Source organism: Trueperaceae bacterium, assembly GCA_036381035.1.
In the GTDB taxonomy this organism is placed as follows: Bacteria; Deinococcota; Deinococci; order Deinococcales; family Trueperaceae; genus DASRWD01.
This window is the reverse complement of sequence record DASVDQ010000076.1, coordinates 1-17,744: the sequence shown is the minus strand read 5'-3', so window position 1 is coordinate 17,744 and position 17,744 is coordinate 1. Positions and strand designations below refer to the sequence as shown.

Annotated in this window: 16 protein-coding genes; 5 read left to right on the top strand and 11 right to left on the bottom strand. The window is 74.0% G+C overall.

Going from position 1 to position 17,744, the window contains the following annotated elements:
• The first annotated feature begins 46 nt into the window (after positions 1-46).
• Positions 47-877: a hypothetical protein gene (locus tag VF202_09140; GenBank protein ID HEX7040264.1), complete on the top strand. Its 831-nt coding sequence runs from the start codon at positions 47-49 to the stop codon at positions 875-877.
• 9 nt (positions 878-886) lie between these two features.
• Here the strand turns inward: VF202_09140 and VF202_09135 are convergent, their stop codons facing one another.
• The 5 genes from VF202_09135 to VF202_09115 form a co-directional block, all read right to left on the bottom strand.
• Positions 887-2,170 (bottom strand): MFS transporter, encoded by a 1,284-nt coding sequence (locus VF202_09135; GenBank protein ID HEX7040263.1) that lies wholly within the window; start codon positions 2,168-2,170, stop codon positions 887-889.
• 271 nt (positions 2,171-2,441) lie between these two features.
• Positions 2,442-3,917, bottom strand: a complete 1,476-nt coding sequence (locus VF202_09130) for an NAD-dependent succinate-semialdehyde dehydrogenase (protein ID HEX7040262.1) — start codon at positions 3,915-3,917, stop codon at positions 2,442-2,444.
• Positions 3,910-5,277, bottom strand: coding sequence for an aspartate aminotransferase family protein (locus VF202_09125; protein HEX7040261.1), 1,368 nt, complete (start codon positions 5,275-5,277; stop codon positions 3,910-3,912). Before VF202_09125 ends, VF202_09130 begins: the two co-directional genes overlap by 8 nt.
• Positions 5,278-5,338: 61 nt before the next feature.
• Positions 5,339-6,646: an NAD(P)/FAD-dependent oxidoreductase gene (locus tag VF202_09120; GenBank protein HEX7040260.1), complete on the bottom strand. Its 1,308-nt coding sequence runs from the start codon at positions 6,644-6,646 to the stop codon at positions 5,339-5,341.
• 32 nt (positions 6,647-6,678) lie between these two features.
• Positions 6,679-7,446, bottom strand: a complete 768-nt coding sequence (locus tag VF202_09115; GenBank protein ID HEX7040259.1) for a GNAT family N-acetyltransferase — start codon at positions 7,444-7,446, stop codon at positions 6,679-6,681.
• Between the two features lie 477 nt (positions 7,447-7,923).
• Here VF202_09115 and VF202_09110 point away from each other — a divergent pair, with 477 nt between their 5' ends.
• Together VF202_09110 and VF202_09105 are read left to right on the top strand one after the other, a co-directional pair.
• Positions 7,924-8,784 (top strand): ABC transporter permease, encoded by an 861-nt coding sequence (locus VF202_09110; protein HEX7040258.1) that lies wholly within the window; start codon positions 7,924-7,926, stop codon positions 8,782-8,784.
• Complete coding sequence (locus VF202_09105) at positions 8,781-9,695, top strand: ABC transporter permease (GenBank protein HEX7040257.1); 915 nt, start codon at positions 8,781-8,783, stop codon at positions 9,693-9,695. The genes VF202_09110 and VF202_09105 overlap by 4 nt, the downstream gene beginning before the upstream one ends.
• Before the next feature lie 83 nt (positions 9,696-9,778).
• On the opposite strand, the gene VF202_09100 is transcribed toward VF202_09105, so the two are convergent.
• Entirely contained in the window at positions 9,779-11,590 is a 1,812-nt protein-coding gene (locus VF202_09100) for a S9 family peptidase (GenBank protein HEX7040256.1), read from the bottom strand.
• 97 nt (positions 11,591-11,687) lie between these two features.
• Between VF202_09100 and VF202_09095 the strand changes: the two genes are divergently transcribed.
• Positions 11,688-12,251, top strand: a complete 564-nt coding sequence (locus VF202_09095) for a sigma-70 family RNA polymerase sigma factor (protein ID HEX7040255.1) — start codon at positions 11,688-11,690, stop codon at positions 12,249-12,251.
• Positions 12,248-12,925: a hypothetical protein gene (locus VF202_09090; protein HEX7040254.1), complete on the top strand. Its 678-nt coding sequence runs from the start codon at positions 12,248-12,250 to the stop codon at positions 12,923-12,925. The genes VF202_09095 and VF202_09090 overlap by 4 nt, the downstream gene beginning before the upstream one ends.
• Before the next feature lie 103 nt (positions 12,926-13,028).
• On the opposite strand, the gene rbsK is transcribed toward VF202_09090, so the two are convergent.
• From rbsK to VF202_09065, 5 genes are all read right to left on the bottom strand, one after another.
• A complete protein-coding gene (gene rbsK, locus VF202_09085; protein HEX7040253.1) occupies positions 13,029-14,057 on the bottom strand; it encodes a ribokinase in 1,029 nt (342 codons plus the stop codon).
• A 1-nt stretch (position 14,058) separates the two neighbouring features.
• Positions 14,059-14,736, bottom strand: a complete 678-nt coding sequence (locus tag VF202_09080; GenBank protein ID HEX7040252.1) for a GNAT family N-acetyltransferase — start codon at positions 14,734-14,736, stop codon at positions 14,059-14,061.
• Positions 14,733-15,851 carry a C45 family peptidase gene (locus VF202_09075; GenBank protein HEX7040251.1) on the bottom strand — a complete coding sequence of 373 codons (1,119 nt, stop codon included), beginning with the start codon at positions 15,849-15,851 and terminating at the stop codon, positions 14,733-14,735. Before VF202_09075 ends, VF202_09080 begins: the two co-directional genes overlap by 4 nt.
• Positions 15,852-15,945: 94 nt before the next feature.
• Entirely contained in the window at positions 15,946-16,989 is a 1,044-nt protein-coding gene (locus VF202_09070) for an ABC transporter ATP-binding protein (GenBank protein ID HEX7040250.1), read from the bottom strand.
• Between the two features lie 155 nt (positions 16,990-17,144).
• Positions 17,145-17,702 carry a hypothetical protein gene (locus VF202_09065; GenBank protein HEX7040249.1) on the bottom strand — a complete coding sequence of 186 codons (558 nt, stop codon included), beginning with the start codon at positions 17,700-17,702 and terminating at the stop codon, positions 17,145-17,147.
• Positions 17,703-17,744 lie beyond the last annotated feature (42 nt).

Here is a 17,744-nt window from a genome sequence, read left to right as displayed (position 1 = left end):
TCCCGCGAGCCCGCCGCGGCGGCGCGGCGCGGCTATCATCGCCGTCGTGAGCGGCGCGCTCCTCGGCGTGGACTTCGGCCTCAGCGTCACCGACGCCGTGCTCGTGCGCTGCGGGAAGGTCGAGAGGCACGCCGCGCTGCTCAGGCCGGGGCCGGCCGACCCCCACGTGCTGGGGCGGGCGCTGGAGGCCCTGGGGGTCGACCGCGCCGACGTGGCCGCGCTGGCCGTCACCGGCGGGCGCTCGCGCGAGCTCGCGGGCGAGACCGGGGTCGTCGTGGTGGACGAGCCGACCGCCGTGGGCCGTGGCGCGCTGGCCCTGGCCGGCGTCGCGCGCGCCCTGGCCGTCTCCTGTGGCACCGGCACGGCGATGGTCCTGGCGGACGCCCCTGCCGGCGCCTTCAGGCACGTCACCGGCACGCCCGTCGGCGGCGGCACGCTGGAGGGCCTGGGCAGCGCGCTCCTCGGCGTGCGCCTGGCCAGCGACGTGGCCGAGATGGCGGTCCGCGGCGACGCCTCGCGCGTCGACACCACCCTCGGCGAGGTGCTGGGCGGCGGCATCGGCGGCCTCCCGCCGCGCGCCACGGCCGTGAGCCTGGGGCGGCTGGCCGAGCTGGGCGGGCGCGCGGCGGCAGAGGACCTGGCCGCGGGGCTCACGACCATGGTCGCCCAGACGATCGCCCTGCTGGCCCTCAACGCCAAGCGGGCGCAGGACCTGCCCCACGCCGTCTTCGTGGGGCGCCTGGCGGCCCTGCCCTTCGTGCGCGACATGATCGCCGCCGTCTTCGCCGTCTACGGCGAGGACCCGCCGCTGTTCCCGGCCGGCGGCGACACCGCGGTGGCCCTCGGCGCGGCGCTGGCGGCGCGGGGAGCGGACTAGCGCAGCGGCCTACCGCCAGGGCAGGCCGGTGCCCTTCCACGCCGTCCGCGCCGACCTGAGGAGGTCGCGGGTCCGCCACGCGCGCTCCTCGGCCACCCGCCGCAGCAGCGTCCAGGCGAAGACCCGGCCCAGGGCCGACACGGCGAACAGCGTGTGGTAGCCGGACCAGCCGGGCAGGATCGCGGGCGGGCCGAAGGACGTGAACAGGCCCAGCAGCGGGCCAGACAGCGCGCCGCCCACGAAGCCGGCGACGCCGGTGGCGAGAGAGTACGCCGCCACGAACGAGACGCGCCCGGAGCGCGGCGCCGAGACGAGGGCGAGGTTGAAGATCGCGGGCGTGATGGCGCCCCAGGCGACGGCGTCGAAGAACGCCGAGACCCAGATGAAGACGAGGTTCCCCGTGAGCCCGGCGAGGATCCAGTTCGCGGGCAGCATCGCCCCGGCGAGGAAGGTGCCGATCGCCAGCACGGCCTTGTTCCCCGCCGCGTCGGCGACGCGGCCCCAGAGGATCGTCGAGCCGAGCGAGGTGACCGCGGCGATCGAGCTCCAGATCGCGACCTGCGTGAAGGTCATGCCCAGCTCCTCGAGGAAGTAGGGCACGACGAACGGCGCCCCGAGCATGACGACGAGGTGCCAGTAGACGGCGAAGCGCAGGAACCGCCTGAAGTTCGGCTCGCGGAACGGCTGCGCGAGGAGCTGGCCGAGCCGCAGCCGCCGCCGCTCGGTGGGCGGGTCGTGGTGCAGGAGCAGCAGGGCCACGCCCACCAGGGCGCAGCCGACGCCCACGAGGATCACGACCCGGAAGCTCAGCGGCGGGGCGACGGCGTCGAGGAACGCCCCGGCGGCGAGGTTCGCGAGCATCCCTACCACGCCGAGCACGCCGGTGCGCAGGCCGAAGTAGCGCCCGCGGCGGTCCTCCGGCACCACGTCGCCCATCCAGGCGGTCCACACCGTGCCGTTGGCGGCCTGGAAGCAGCCGGCGAGGAAGACGACGGCCACGAGGGCGGTGGGGGCGACGGCGGACGGCACGAGCTGCGGCAGGAACGCCGCCAGCAGCCACAGCAGGCGGCTCGTCGCGGCGATCGCGGCGGCGAGGACGCGGCGCCGGCCCAGCGCCTCGGCGGCGAGGGCGCCCAGCGGGCTCGCGACCTGCGCCAGGAACGGCACGCTGCCCACCAGCGCGATGTGCCATGGCGCCGCGCCGAGCGCGAGCAGGTAGCCGATGAGCACGCTGCCAGACGTCCAGTTGAGGAAGACCTGCACGAGCCCGCCCTCGACGAGCGAGAGGCGCATCGTGCGGCGCACCTCGGGGGCGAGCGCGGCCGGGAACGAGAGAGCCCGGCCCCCTTCCGCGGGGGCCGGGGCTCGACGCGTGCCCGGTTCTCCTGTGGGGAGTGTGGACGCTTCAGCGCCCGGCATACTCAGCCGGGCAGTCTACGCCTCCCGAGCCCCAGCGAGCGAGGGAGGAACGTCACGCGGCCGGCGGGTCTCGCGGGCGCGGCGCGAGGGTCGTCCGGCGACGGGCGGCGCGGGGACCCCCTACGACCCGGGAGCCGGGCCGGGGTCAGAGCTGCACGCCCCCGATGTAGACGGCCTTCTGCTCGAGGTACTCGTGCAGGCCCTCGGAGCCCGTCTCGCGGCCGAAGCCGGAGCCCTTGACGCCGCCGAACGGCGCCTCGGCGGTGACGGGCATCCAGTCGTTGATGGCCACCATGCCCGCCTCGAGGCGCTCGGCCATCACCAGGGCGGTGTTGAGGTCGCGCGTGAACACGTACGCCGCCAGGCCCGCCTCGTAGGCGTTCGCGCGCTCGACGACCTCGTCGATGCTGCCGAACGACGACACCGGCATCACGGGGCCGAACACCTCCTCGGCGTCGAGCGGCATGCCGGGCTCGACGTCGGTGACGACGGTCGGCTCGAAGAAGTACCCCTTGCGCTCGGGCCGCTTGCCGCCGACGGCCACCTTCGCCCCGGCCGCGACGGTCGCGCCCACCAGCTCCTCGACGCGGTCCCGCTGCTTGGCGTTGATGAGCGGGCCGACGACGGTGCCCTCCTCCGTGCCGTGGCCGACCTTCATGCCCTGCATCGCCTGCGCCACCGCGCCCGTGAAGTCGTCGGCGACGGACTCGTGGACGAGGAAGCGCTGCGGCGCGATGCAGACCTGGCCGGCGTTGCGCACCTTGAAGCGCGCCGCGAGCTTCGCCACGCGGGCGATGTCGCCGGCGTCGGGGAAGACGATCACGGGCGCGTTGCCGCCCAGCTCGAGCGCGAGGCGGGTGAGGGTCTTCGAGGCGCCGTCCATGAGCAGCTTGCCCACGCGCACGCTGCCCGTGAAGGCGATCTTGCGCACCCGCGGGTCCTCGAGCAGCGCCTGCCCCATGGCGTGCGGCTCGCCGTTGACGACGTTGATGACGCCGGGGGGCGCGCCGCCCTCCATGAGCGCGTGACCGAGGAGGAACGCCGAGCGCGGCGTGTACTCGGCCGGCCGGCCCACGACCGTGTTGCCGGCGGCGAGCGCGGCCGCCCACGAGCGCACGACGTTGTAGACGGGGAAGTTCCAGGCCGTGATCGTCCCCACGACGCCGAGGGGCTGCGGCACGACCCAGATGCGGCGCTTCGGCGCGCTGGGCGGCACGATGCGCCCGTAGGCGCGCACTCCCTCGCCGGCGAACCAGCGCAGGTAGCTCGCGGCCGACACCCACTCGCCCTTCGCCTCGGCCAGGGGCTTGCCCGACTCCTGCGTCGTGATCAGCGCCAGGTCGTCGGCGTGGCTCGTGACCCAGTCGGCGGCCCTCTCGAGGACCGCCGCCCGCTCGTAGGCGGTCTTGCCGGACCAGCCCGGGAACGCGTCTTGGGCGGCGTCGACGGCCGCCCGCACGTCCTCGGCGCCGCCGAAGGCGACGCGGTCCACGACCTCCTCGGTCCCGGGGTCCACGAGGTCCCACGTGCCCCCGCCCCGCGCCTCCACCCACTCGCCGCCGATGAGCATGCGCCGCTGGGGCGCCCCGAAGTCGTTGAGCTTGGCGTCTGCGTCAGGCATGCGTGAGGGTCTCCTTCCCTAGCGCGCGCTCGGCGGCGGCGATCGACTCGTCCACGACCGCGAGCGCCTCGTCGATCTGGTCGTCGGTGATGTTGAGGGGCGGCAGGAAGCGCAGGCAGTTCGAGTAGAGGCCGGCGCGGATCACGATCACGCCGCGAGAGAGCGCCTGCCTGGTGACCTCGAGCACCAGCTCGGGCCACGGCGTCTTGGCCTCGTCCCTCACGAACTCGATGGCCAGCATCGGCCCGAGGCCCCGGACGTCGCCGACCGAGGGGTGACGCGCCGCGATCTCCTCGAGCCGCGCCCGCAGGCGCTCGCCCACCGCGCGCGCCCGCGCCAGGAACGCCTCCGAGGCGATCTCCTCGAGCGTCGCCAGCGCGGCGGCGCAGGCGAGAGGGTTGCCGGAGTAGGTGCCGCCCAGGCCGCCGGGGTGCGGGGCGTCCATGACCTCGGCCCTGCCGACCACGGCGGCGATGGGCATGCCGGAGCCGAGCGACTTGGCCGTGGCCACGAGGTCGGGAGCGGGACCGAGGTGCTCCACGGCCCACAGACGGCCGGTGCGGCCCATGCCGCACTGCACCTCGTCGGCGACGAGCACGGCGCCGCTACGGTCGGCCAGCTCGCGCAGCGCTCGCCAGAAGCGCGGCGGCACCGGCACGAAGCCGCCCTCGCCCTGGACCGGCTCGACGACGATGGCGGCCACCGCCTCGGGGTCCACCTGGGCGACCGTCGCGTGCTCCAGGGACCGGACCGCGGCCTCAACGTACGCCTCCTCCGAGAGGCCATCAGGGCGCCGGTACGGGTTCGGGAACGGCAGCCGGTAGATCTCGGCTGGGAACGGGCCGAAGCCCTTCTTGAACAGGGCGTACTTGCTCGTCATGCCGAGCGTCATGTTCGTGCGCCCGTGGTAGCCGCCCTCGAACACGACGATCGCCTGCCGGCCCGTGTGGGCCCGCGCGACCTTCACGCAGGTCTCCAGCGCCTCGGCGCCGGAGTTCAGCAGCACGGCCTTCTTCGGGAAGTCGCCCGGCGCGAGCTCGCACAGGCGCTCGAGGAGCCGCACCTGCGGCTCGTACGTGGCGACGATGCCGCACACGTGCACCAGCTCCGCGGCCTGGCGCCCGATGGCCTCGACCACGGACGCCGGCGTGTGCCCCAGGGCGAGCGCGCCGATGCCGCCCGCCATGTCGATGAGGCGGTTGCCGTCGACGTCCTCGACGACGGCCCCGTGGGCGCGGGCCACGGCGACGTCGGTCAGCCGCGAGGCGCCGCGCGCGCCCGCCGCGTCGCGCCGGGCGGCGAGCTCGAGGCTGCGCGGACCGGGCACGGCGGTCCTCAGGCTGATGCTGGGCGAACGCAAGGGTGCACCTCCCGCGCGCCCTGAGGCGGGGCGCGCCCGGGCCGGCCCGCGGGCGAGCCGCTCAGACGACCACTTCGCTCCCATCATAGGCGCGCGGCCTGAGGAGCTTCAGGACCTCGGTGGCCGCCCGGCGACCGCTCGCCAGGGCCCCGTGCACGGTCGCGGCGTCCCCCTCGGGAGCGGCCGCCTCGCCGGCCCACAGCAGGGGCGGCGTGGGCTCGGCCAGCAGCTCGCGCACGCCGCGGTGGCCGGGTCGCACGTAGCTGTAGCCGCCGCGCGCGTAGGGGTCGTTGACCCAGTCGACGAGCCGCGCCTCGACGGCCTGCAGGCCGGGACGGCCCAGCTCGCGTCGCAGGCTCTCGAGGGCGCCGTCGAGGGCTCCCGCCTCGCCGCGGCGCAGCAGGTCCATGGCCGCGTCGCCGGTAACGAAGGCCGTCCACACGACGGCGTCGGTCTCGTGCCCGAACGACGGCGTCCACCACATCGGCGCGCGGCCGGCCGCGTAGATCGCCTTGATGCCCGGCGGGGTGAGCGGCTCCCTGAAGCGGTAGACGCACTTGACGACGGGCCCCATGCCCAGGCCGCGCAGCGCCGTCAGCTTCCCCTCCGGCAGGCCCGGGACGAACTCGACGTCGCCGGCGGCCAGCACGCCCACCGGCAGCGTGCACACGAGCAGCCTGGCCGCGTAGGTCTCGCCGGCGGCGGTGCTGGCCAGCACGCCGTCCTCGCCGACCTCCACGCGCGTCACCTGGCAGCCCAGGCGGATCTCGACGCCCACGCCCAGGGCCTCGACGATCGCGGCGTAGCCCTCGACGATGCGGAAGTCCTCGAGCCCGGTCTCGTCGCTGCCGGCGATCGAGTCGAGCATGCTGGCGGCGTCGAGGTGCCGCAGCGACTCGCCGGCGGCGTTGGCGAACGAGCGCCTGACGTAGTCGACCTGCTCAGGTTCGAAGCCGATGCGCCTGAGGTACTGGCCGAACGACTCCAGGGGCCGGGGCGGCACGGGCGGCAGCCTCCAGGTGCGCGTGACGTCGAAGCCGGGGTCCTCGGCGCGGGCCTCGGCCATCGTGAGGCGGCGTCCGTCGGCCATGCGGACCCACGAGTCGTCGCGCTTGTTCCAGTGCACGGTGTGGAGTCCGAGGCGGTCGATCAGCTCCCACGTGGGCGCACGCTCGCCGTGGACGAACTCGGCGCCGAACTCGAGCGGGAAGCCGGCGAACTGCTTGTCGGTGTGCACGCGCCCGCCGAGACGCTCGCGCGCCTCGAGCACGACGACGTCGAGGTCGGTGTCGACGAGCGCCTGGGCGGCGGACAGACCCGCGACCCCGGCGCCCAGGACGATCACGTCGGCTCTCTCCGTAACCGGCATCTCTCACCGCTCCCGGCGGCTTCAGCTGGGCCCTAGTGGTGGTGACCCGTGGTGTGGCCCGAGTGCCCGGCGCGCCTCACGGGCAGGGCCGAGACGGCGCCTTCCTGGCCGACGCCCGGCCTGGCGCCGCGAGGGCGCCGCGCCGCCCGCGCGCGGGGCGGCTGGTACACGAGCAGCACGGCGGCGTGACCCGCCTTCCACTCGGGGTAGTAGTTCTCGACGATCGCGCGCGGCTCGAACCCGCGCCTGAGCTGCATGCTGACCGTCGGGTCCTCGATCTCGCCGGCGATGACGCGCTGGCCGTACTCGCGCGGCGTGAGCAGGCCGCGGTAGCGGTGGTAGCCCATGAGCATGCCGCCCGCGTACCAGCCCTCGAGCCCCAGCTCATCGATGAGCGCCAGCCGCGCCCGGTAGAGCGCGGTGCCGATGCCGTGGCGCTGGTAGTCGGGGTGGACGGCGATCTCGACGCCGTAGAGCCAGTCGCCGTCAGGGTCGTGGTTGCGCAGCCCGAAGCTGCCCACCATGTCGTACCAGGCGAGCGGCTCGTCGTCGGGCGTGCGCGCGGTCAGCATCGTCGAGGCCATGCCGACGACCCGCTCGCGTCCGTCCTCGTACGTGACGGCCACGAACTGGCCCTCGGGGAACCTCTCGAGCTGCTCCGCCACCGCCTCCTGGTTGATGCAGTGGCAGTACCTGTCCGTCGGGTAGCCGTTGGCGAGCCTGATGACGTCGTAGATGCCGTCGGCGTGGCGGAGGTGCGTGCGCACCACCGCGAAGTCCAGGGGATCCGTGCCTCTCATAACGTTGCTTCGACAACGCCTGTTGAGGTTATGTGAGCCCGTAAAAGGGGGAAACTGAAACGGTCTGGGCGTCAGCCCGGAACCGGAAGAGCTTCTCCACAACCTTTACGCGAGAGCTTCGCCTCCCGAGACCATCCAAGATGGCTCATTCGGTCTCGCTCACACTTTAGGGTTGTCTTGAAGTATCTCACGCTCCTTCTTGCCCGTTTGGCGCGCATGGTAGCACGCGCCCCCGGGACCCCTCGTGCCATGAGCGACACGAGCGCCGTCCTGGACGCGAGAAAGAGGGGGCTTGACAAGAGCGGTCTCAGGGGATATCGGGGCGGGCTCACGCGCCGCTCATCGGGTCGCGGGCCGGACGCCTGATCCCGCCGTCGCCGGCGCCGTGCGCTGCGCCGGGCTCACGCGCCGCTCAGCGGCAGCCAGGCTGTAGACTGCCTGCCTGATGCCGAGGGCCCGCGCAACGGGGTCGGCCTGATGGCGCGCCGGGGCGCCGAGCCGGGGGAGGCGGCGCGCTCCCTGGGCCTGGCCGCGCCGGCCACCGTCTGGCTGGTGCTGTTCTTCCTGCTCCCCCTCGTCTTCGTGGCCGTCGCCAGCTTCCTGACGCGGGGGCCGGGCGGCGCGCCGGTGCCCCCGCCCACCCTCGACCAGTACGAGCGCACGTTCTCGGTCTTCGGGCCCGTGATCGTCAGGAGCGTGAACGTCGCGCTGATCACCACGGTGCTGTGCCTGCTCCTCGGCTACCCGCTGGCGTTCTTCATCAGCCAGCGGCGCGACCCGCGCACGCGCCTGTTCCTGCTCTTCCTCGTGCTGCTGCCGTTCTGGACGAACTTCCTCGTGAGGACCTACGCGCTCATCACGATCGTGCAGCGCGACGGCCTCCTCAACGGCCTGCTCACGCGCCTCGGGCTCGTCGACGAGCCGCTGCAGGTGCTCTTCACCTCGGGCGCCGTGATCCTCGGCCTGGTCTACGGCTACCTGCCGTTCATGGTGCTGCCCGTCTACGCCTCCGTCGAGCGGCTCGACATGCGCTACGTGGAGGCCGCCCAGGACCTCGGCGCCAACGACCTGTGGGCGTTCCTCCGCGTGGTGCTCCCGCTGACGCTGCCGGGCGTGATCGCCGGGTCGATACTCGTCTTCATCCCCACGATCGGAGCGTTCGTCACGCCGGACCTGATGGGCGGCACGCGCGGGCTGATGATCGGGAACCTGATCCAGAGCCAGTTCGGGGGCCGCGGGAACGTCCCGCTTGGCAGCGCCGTCTCGATGGTCCTGCTGGCGCTCGTCTTCGTCGGGGTGCTGATCTACACGCGCTGGGGCCAGGAGGAGCGCTCGTGACGGCGCCGGCCGCGAGGGCGGGCGGCGGCGACGCCGGCAGGCTGCGCCGCGACCTGGCGCTGAGGCGCCTGGGACGAGCCCTGCTGTGGCTGAGCCCGTTCGTCGTCTACCTGTTCCTGTGGGCGCCGATCCTCGTGCTCGTCGTCTTCTCGTTCAACGACGGCGCCTCGGTGTCGGTGTGGAACGGCTTCACGACGCGCTGGTACGAGAACATCATCAACAACACCATCACGGCCGGCACCGAGTCCGCGCGGTTCCAGACCGGCCTGCTGCTCAGGTCGGTGAGGAACTCCCTGTTCGTCGCGACGGTGGCCACGCTCGTCGCCACGGCGCTGGGGACGATGCTGGCCCTGGCGCTGACGCGCGGACGCTTCCCCGGACGCCGGGCCCTCGACTCGCTCTTCTACCTGCCCGTCGTGATCCCCGACATCACGCAGGGCGTGTCCCTCGCCGTCTTCTTCAACCTCGTGTTCGAGGCCGCGCAGCGGACGCTCGGCGTGCGGCTCGTGCCCGGCTTCGGGACGATCATCATCGCCCACATCGCGTTCAACGTCTCCTACGTGCTCATCGTCGTGCGGGCGCGGCTCGCGACGATGGACCCGACGCTCGAGGAGGCGGCCCGCGACCTCGGCGCGAACCACCGCCAGACGTTCTGGCGCGTGACGTTCCCGATCCTCATGCCCGGGATCCTCGCCGGCGCGCTGCTGGCCTTCACCCTGTCGCTCGACGACTTCGTGATCACGTTCTTCAACGCCGGCGTGGGCACCACGACCCTGCCGCTCTTCGTCTACGGGATGCTCAAGCAGCGCGTGCCGCCCGAGATCAACGCGATCTCGACGCTGATGATCGCCGCCTCGATCGTGCTGGTGGGCGCCTCGCTGCTGCTGCAGCGGCGGTCGTCCAGCGCCTGAGCGCGTGGCGCTGCCGCCGGCCCGCAGGGGCCGCGGGACGGCCCGGGCCCGCGGCGGCGGCCCGGGCGAACGCGGACGGGCGCTCAGCCGCGGAGCAGGTGCCTCTCGAGGAACTCGGCCGTCATCCTGAGCCACTTCAGCCAGCCGTCGCGGCTGGGCGGCCCGTGGCCGGCCTCCTCGTCCACGTAGTACTCCACGGCCACGCCGCGCTCCCTGAGGCGCTCGACCATCTGGTCGCTCTCGGCCTTCACGACGCGGGGGTCGTTCGCCCCCTGGATCACCAGCAGGGGCGCCTTCAGCTGGTCGACGTAGGTGATGGGGGAGCGCTCGATGAGCATCTCCCTGTCCTCCTCGGCGTCGCCCACCCAGTCCTTCAGCATCGCGCGCCAGAACGGCGGCACGCTCTGCACGAAGGTGATGAGGTTCGAGGGCCCGACGATGTCGACGCCGGCCACCCAGCGGTCGGGGAGGCGCGTGAGGGCGGAGAGGGTCGCGAAGCCGCCGAACGAGCCCCCGAACACGGCGATCCTGCCGGCGTCGACCCAGTCGAGCGACGCCAGGTAGTCGGCCGCGGCCTCGATGTCCTTGAGCTCGCCGCCGCCCCAGTCGCGGTGGATCAGCTTCTGGTAGCTCTTCCCGTAGCCGGTGGAGCCCCTGATGTTGGGGGCCAGCACGCCGATGCCGCGCGAGAGCAGGTACTGGTAGAGGCCCAGGTAGGCGTAGCCGGCCAGCTCCTGGGACTCCGGCCCGCCGTGGATCGACAGGACCACGGGGAAGGGGCCCTCGCCCCGCGGCCGGTAGAGCCACGCCGGCACGTCGCGGTCGAAGCTCGGGTAGGTGATCGCCTCGGGCTCGACCATCGTGGCGGGGTCGACGCCGCCGAGCATGCTCTGCTCGCGCGGCTCCATCGCGCCCGTGGCCAGGTCCACGGCGAAGAGGTTCGACGCCTCGCGCGGCGTGGCGAAGTCGAGGATCGCCTCCCGGCCGTCCGCGGCCACCGACATCCCGCCGTACTCGCCGAAGGGCAGGTCGAGCGCGGCGGTCTCGCGCTCGCCGCCCTCGCCCAGCTCGTAGACGCGCAGCTTGAAGACGCCGCGGTCGTTCACCGCCGCCACGAGGGTGTCCCGCCCGTGGTTCAACCGCGCGTCGGCGACGTCGGCGTCGAGGCGCAGCACGCCGCGCGCCGCGCCGCCCGCGAGCGGCAGGTGGACGAGGTAGGAGAACTCGTGGCCCTCGTCGGTGACGACGTAGACGCCCGACCCGGCGGCGTCCCAGCCCACGGGGAAGCGCTTGGCCTCCTCGCCGTCCTCGCCCAGCAGGCAGCGCCGCTCGCCCGACTCCAGGTCCACGACGTGAACGCGCTGGTGGGTGTTGCTGAGGATCTCGGTGACGAGGAGACGGCGGCCGTCCGGCGAGAAGTCGCCCGCGTAGAACAGGCCCCCGGTGACGAGGCGCGTCACCTCGCCGGTCTCGACGTCGATGACCATGGCGTCCTGCTCCGACGGCTCCCTGTCGTTGCCGGTGATCGCCAGGCGCCGCGAGTCGGGCGCCCAGCCGCCGAGCGAGTACTGGACCCGCGGCGCCGACGTGAGCTGGCGCGGCCAGCCGCCCGCCTCGAGGACGTGCACCTGGAACATCTCGTCGCCGTGGTGGTCGGCGAGCAGGGCGATGCGGCGCCCGTCCGGCGACCACCTGAACCCGGCCACGCGCCGGTCGGGGAAGGCCGTGAGCTGCCGGGGGAAGCCGCCGCCCGCCGGCTGCAGCCACAGCGCGGGCAGGCCCGTGGTGTTGGCCACGTAGGCGAAGGCGTCTCCCCGGGGCGAGAAGGCCGGCGAGCCGACGAGGCGCACGGCGACGTAGCGTTCGAAGTCGGGTAGGCGCTGCGCTTCGGCCATGTCCCCGCACGATAACCGGCCCACCCGCCCGTGCCATACTTCCAGGACCGACTCCCGGCAGGCATCCGACGTCCTGCGCGGTGCGTAGAAGAGGTAGGTGGCAGTAGCGACCTTGGCCGAGACCGCTGTGCGCGACGCAGAGCTCGCCCGGTCGCTGGCCCGTGGCGACGAGGCCGCGCTGCGCCACCTCTACGAGCGACACGGTGGGGTGGTGCTGGCCCTCGCCACGCGGATGCTGGGCAGCCGCGAGGAGGCGGAAGAGGTGCTGCACGACACCTTCTACAGGCTGTGGCTCAACGCCAGCCGGTTCGACCCGGAACGCGCCGCCGTGCGCACGTACCTCTACGCGCTGGCCCGGAACCTCTGCCTCTCGCGCCTGCGGGCGCGGCGGGCGAGGCCGGTGAGGGCCGACCTCGACGAGCACGGCGCGGCCTACCAGCTGGCCATGTCCACGGACCCCGACCCCGTGCCGGCGCTGCTGGCCGGCCGGGCCCTCAGCGTCCTCGACGACGGCGAGAGGCTGCTCGTCGAGGAGGCGTTCTTCGGCGGCTGGTCGCACGCCGAGCTGGCCGACAGGCACGGGCTGCCGCTCGGGACCGTGAAGAGCAGGATCAAGCGGGCGCTGGCCAAGATGCGCAGCGCCCTGGAGGCAGGCAAGTGAACGACGACGAGCGCAACGCGGCCGCGGGTGACGACCGGGCCGCGACGCCGGTGGAGGAGCCGTTCGCGGGGCGCGCGGGCGCGTTGGCCACGGAGGTCCTCGTGTCCACGCTCACCCCCAGCGAGCTGCCGGCGGGAGGCTGGGACAGGCTGAGCCGCGCCGTCGCGGACGAGGTCGCCGGCGAGGCAGCGGCGCCGGGCACTGGCGGCGCGGGCACGATCGAGGCCGCCTACCCGCCGCCGGCGGCGCGCCGTCCGCTGGCCTACCTCGCGGCGCTCGCGGTGGCCGTGGTGGCCCTCGGGTCCGTGGGGGCCTGGGGCCTGGTGCAGAGGTCCGAGGCCGCGCGCCTGCGCGACGACCAGCGCATCCTCGCGTACTGGATGAGCAACCCCGAGATGGAGATGACGGTGCTCGAGCCCGCGGCCGACGTCCCCTCGGCGCGGCTCGGCGTGCTGTGCCGGCTCCCCGACGGCCGGGCCCTGGTGCTGCAGCCGAACAGGGCCGAGCCCGGCACCACCTACGTGGTCGTCGGCTGGGGCGCGGCGGGCCTGCGCGAGCTGGCCCGCGGGCCCGAGAACATGCTCCAGTTCGACGTCAGCGGCGTAGACGTCGTCGAGCTCAGGACGCAGCGCGGGGAGCTGACGCAGACGCTGGCCGTGGCGCACCTCGACTGACCGGCCGCGCCCCGCGCCGGGCGGCCGGCTCCCGCTCCACCGTTCAGCGGCAGGCTGCCGCTCGGCCACCGCCGGCGGCCGGGCGTTGGGCCCGCTACCGCGCCTAGCTCGCGCCGAGGAGCGACTCCACCTCCGCGAGCGTGGGCAGCGAGGGCTGGGCGCCCGCCCGCGTGGTGGCCAGCGAGCCGGCCGCGCACGCGAAGCGCACGGCGGCCGCCAGGTCGCGCTCGCCGGCGGCCAGGCGCGCCGCCAGCGCGCCGGCGAAGGCGTCCCCGGCCGCGGTCGTATCGACGACCTCCACGGGGAACGCGGGCTGCCTGCCCTCCCCGCCGCCGCGCTCCGCCCAGGCGGCCCCCTCCGCGCCCACGGTCACGACGGCGACGGGCGCCAGGTCGGTGAGGCGCCGCGCCGCCGCCACGGGGTCGGCCGTCACCGCCCGCGCCTCCGCGCCCAGCAGGGCCGCCGCCTCGTGCTCGTTCACGAGCAGGTGGCTGACGTCCGCGAGCTGCTCGCGCGTCAGCGGCGCGGCCGGCGCCAGGTTCAGGAGCACGGACGCGCCGGCCTCGCGCCCCGCCCGCGCCGCGGCCAGCACGGTGTCGAGGGGCACCTCGAGCTGGAGCATCACGACGGCGGCCGCGGTCAGGTCCTGTGCTCTCACGTCGTCTTCCGTCACCTCGGCGTTCGCGCCGGGCGAGACGACGATGCTGTTCTGCCCGCTCTCGTCGACCTGGATGAAGGCCACGCCCGTGGGCCGGGAGCCGCGCAGCACGTGGCGGACGCCGACGCCGTCCGCCCGGAGCGCGTCGAGGAGCTGCCGGCCGTGGCCGTCGTCGCCCACCCTCCCGACCATGCTCACGCTCGCGCCGAGCCGCGCCGCGGCCACGGCCTGGTTCGCGCCCTTGCCGCCCGGATGGCTGGCGTGGCCGAGGCCCATGACCGTCTCGCCGGGCCGCGGGTGCCTCCGCACCCTCACGACGAGGTCCATGTTCAGGCTGCCGACGACCGCCACGCGACCCCGCCTCTCCGCGGTCGCGTGGGTGACGCGCGCGCCCTCGCGCGCCGCGGGACGGCCGGAGACCGGCGCTCCCTCCCGCCCCGTCGCGAGGTACCCGCCGGGTACGCCGCTTCGCACCTCAGCCCTCCCGGTGGTCGCGGTTGCGCCAGACGATGAGGCTGGCGGCGTCGCCCGTGGTCTCGTCGGTCATGTAGCCCTCGATGACGCCCAGCGCCTCGAAGCCGTTGGCGAGCTGGAAGCTGAGCGTGGGGTCGTGGAGCTCGCCGCGCGCGACGGCGGCCACGTACTCGGCGACGCTGAGCCTGCCCGCGTGGCGCGCGTAGCCGGGGAGCGCCCCGCCCGCCACGATGCCGCGCAGGCCCAGGCGCCGCACCAGGTCCTGCCGCGCCCGGTAGAGGAGGGTCCCGACGCCCTTGCCGCGGTAGTCGGGGTGGACGCTGATGTCGGCGCCGTAGTACCAGTCGCCCTGCGGGTCGTGGTGCGCGTAGGTGCCGCCGGCGATCGCCTCGAGGAACGAGTGGTGCGGGTGCGAGAGGTCGAAGCGCGTGAGGAAGCCGGAGCCGAGGCCGATCACGACCTCGCGCCCCAGCTCCCCGCCGTCAGGGTCGCGGTCGGTCACGGCGACGAACTCCCCCTCGGGGAACACCTCGAGGTGCCTGAGGAAGTGCTCGGCCTTCATGCGCTCGGCCTCGCTGAGGTAGGGGAAGCAGACGCGCTGCAGCTCCTCGAGCGCCGGCGCGTGCTCGGGAGCGCTGGGCACGACCCTGGCGTGGGGCCAGGGCGCGCGCGGCGTCACGGCGAGGTCACCGCCGGGTCGAACCTCTCGAAGCGCGCCTCGCCGGGACGACCGGCGACGGCGTGCAGCTCGCGCGAGGCGGGCCGCGCGACGATCGCGCCGCAGGTGCCGACGAACGCGGGTGGCGCGCCGACCCGGCACACGGCCCGCCTGTCGGAAAGCACGGCCTGGAGGGCTTCCAAGTCGAGGGCCCTGCCCACGAGCAGCTCCCGCGCCCTCGCCAGCCGCGCCTCCGACTCCGCCTGCGACGCCGGCGCCCTCGGTCGCTCCACGGACCGGGTCGCGGGGGCGAGGCAGTGGTTCGTGTGCGCGACCACCTCGTCGCCGAGCTCGGTGAGGGCGTGGGCCGTCGGCATGGCCTCGACGTTCGCCCCGCGACCGGCGGCGTCCATGACTAGGTAGTTGTGACCGCCGCAGAGCGGAGCGCCGAGGAGCACGGCGAGGGCGTCCGCCACCGTCTCCTCGCGGAGCATCGCCCGCACGACGAAGGGCCAGGTCACGCCCACGCGCCCGTCGGCGGCCGTGAGGTTGTTGATGCCCACCGTCAGCCCGGCCTCGTTCATGCCGATCATGCCGACGCAGCCGGCGGTCGTGAGGACGACGAAGGCGGGACCGCCGCGCGGGCGCCCCTCGAGCAGCACGAGGTGCTCGGCCGAGCCCTCGTGCATGTCCCAGGTCTGGCCGAACGCCGGCGCGCCGTCCGCCATGCGCGCCGCCGGGACGAGGAACGCCGTGCAGTCGTCCTCCTCGCCGGAAGCGGGCCGCGGCGCGGCGGGGGCGCCGCCCGGCGGCCCCGCCGCCACGGCGTCGACGATATCGGTGAAGCCGCCGGAGACGAGGAGCTCCTCGGCGCTCACACCCGCGCCAGCGGCCAGGCCCCGCAGCTCCTCGACGAGGTCGGGGTAGCGCTCCTCGTGCGCCTCGAGGCAGGCGGCCGCCAGGTCCAGCACCTCCTCGCGCGTCGCCTCCCGCCCCGACCAGGTGGGCGAGCAGGCTAGGGCGAGGCGCTCCGCGGCGTAGCTGCGCACCGAGGCCGCCAGGGCGCGCCCGTGGGCCAGGCCCATCTCGTACGGCGAGCCCGCGACCCGCAGCAGCGGGGCACCAGAGGCGTCCATGGGCAGAGCGTACCCGAGCGCGGGGCCGCGCTCGGCGCCGGCGCGACCGCCCGCCGCCGGCGCCCGGGGCTCACCGAAGCGCGGCGCCAGGGGCCTACCTGAGCACGGAGCCGTGCCGGGTCCGCCACGTCAGGGCCACGCGGGTGCCCGCCCTCAGCATCCCGCCGTAGCCGTGGTGCTGGTTCTGCACGCGGGCGACGAGCGCGGCGCCGCCCACGTCCACCTCGTAGCGCGCGTCGGTGCCCAGGTAGTGCGCCGCACTGATCACGCCGAGGAGCCGCGTCTCGTGGTCCGCCTGCGGCGGCGCGTCCTCGACCGGGTCGACGCTGAGCTTCTCGGGCCTCACCGCCAGCGCCGCCTCGTCGCCGACCTCGAGGTCGAGGTCGCGCAGCTCGCCCCAGACCACGGCACCGCTCGGCGTCTCGACGGCGGCGAGGCCGTCGTGCTTCTCCCTCACCCGTCCGCCCAGGAAGTTCGTCTCGCCGATGAAGTCGGCGACGAAGCGGCTCGTCGGGCGCTCGTAGATGTCGTCCGGCGCGCCCACCTGGAGGACCTGCCCCTCGTTCATGACCGCGATCCTGTCGGCCATCGTCAGGGCCTCCTCCTGGTCGTGCGTCACGTAGACGAACGTGATGCCTACCTGCTGCTGGAGGGTCTTGAGCTCGAACTGCATGGCCTTGCGCAGCTTCAGGTCGAGCGCGCCCAGCGGCTCGTCGAGCAGCAGCACGGCCGGCCTGTTCACGAGGGCGCGGGCGACGGCGACGCGCTGCTGCTGGCCGCCGGAGAGCATGTGCGGCCTGCGCTCGGCGACGTGCGGGAGGCGGACGAGCTCGAGCGCCTCCCGCGCCCGCCGGCGCGCCTCCTTGACGGGCACCCGCGCCATGCGCAGGCCGAACATCACGTTCTGCATGACCGTCATGTGCGGGAAGAGCGCGAAGTCCTGGAAGACGGTGTTCACGGGCCTGTGGAACGGCGGCACGCCGCGCATCGGGCGGCCGCGCAGCAGCACCTCGCCCTCGTCGGGCTGCTCGAAGCCGGCGATCATGCGCAGCGTCGTCGTCTTGCCCGATCCCGAGGGACCGAGCAGGGTGAAGAACTCGCCGCGCTCGATCTCGAGGTCGATGCCCGCGACGGCCACGACCTCCCCGTAGCGCTTCGCGAGGCCGACCAGGCGGATGTCGGGTGGAGCAGCTACAGGCGTAGAAGTTATCCGAGCAGGTCAGGAACGCAAGGACAAACTCGCCCCGACCGTTTGGCCGGGGCGGAGCATGTCCTCAGCTTTCCCTCGCCGACTCAGAAACCGGCGGGGTGCCGGGCGACGTAGGTGCCCGACTCACGCATGTCGGCGTGCCAGCTCGGGCCCGTGGTGCCGTCGGTGTTCCCGGAGGTGTCCCAGCGAAAGCCCGCGATCACGGCGTAGGCGTGACCGGGGTTCGCGAAGACGGTGATCCAGCGCCCTTCCCCGGCGAGCCCCCAGCTTTCGAGGGGACCGGAGGGAAGCGGGCTGGAGAGGAAGCTGCCGCCGTGCAGGGCGTAGCTGACGGAGCCGGAGCAGTCGTAGCCCCGGTCCCACCATGTCCGGTGGCCGCCGCCGTAGATGTACGGCTTGGAGCGGATCCGGTTGGCGAAGGCGATGACCCGCTTGACGCGGCCGGGGGCCGCCTTGGGCGGGATCAGCATCCCGTTCTTGAGCAGCCGCGCTTTCGGCGTCGGCGTGCACATGTCGACTTCGGCCGGCGTGATGCCGCCGCCGAGGCACTGCGCGGACGCTCCTGGGGCGGAGAGCCCGATCGCGAGGAGGGCCGTCGCCAACAGCACCCCCGCAATTGCGTTTCTCTTGTTCTTGGGCAAACCGATCTCCTTCGTCGGCCTACGGGGTTAGCTGTCGGGCTG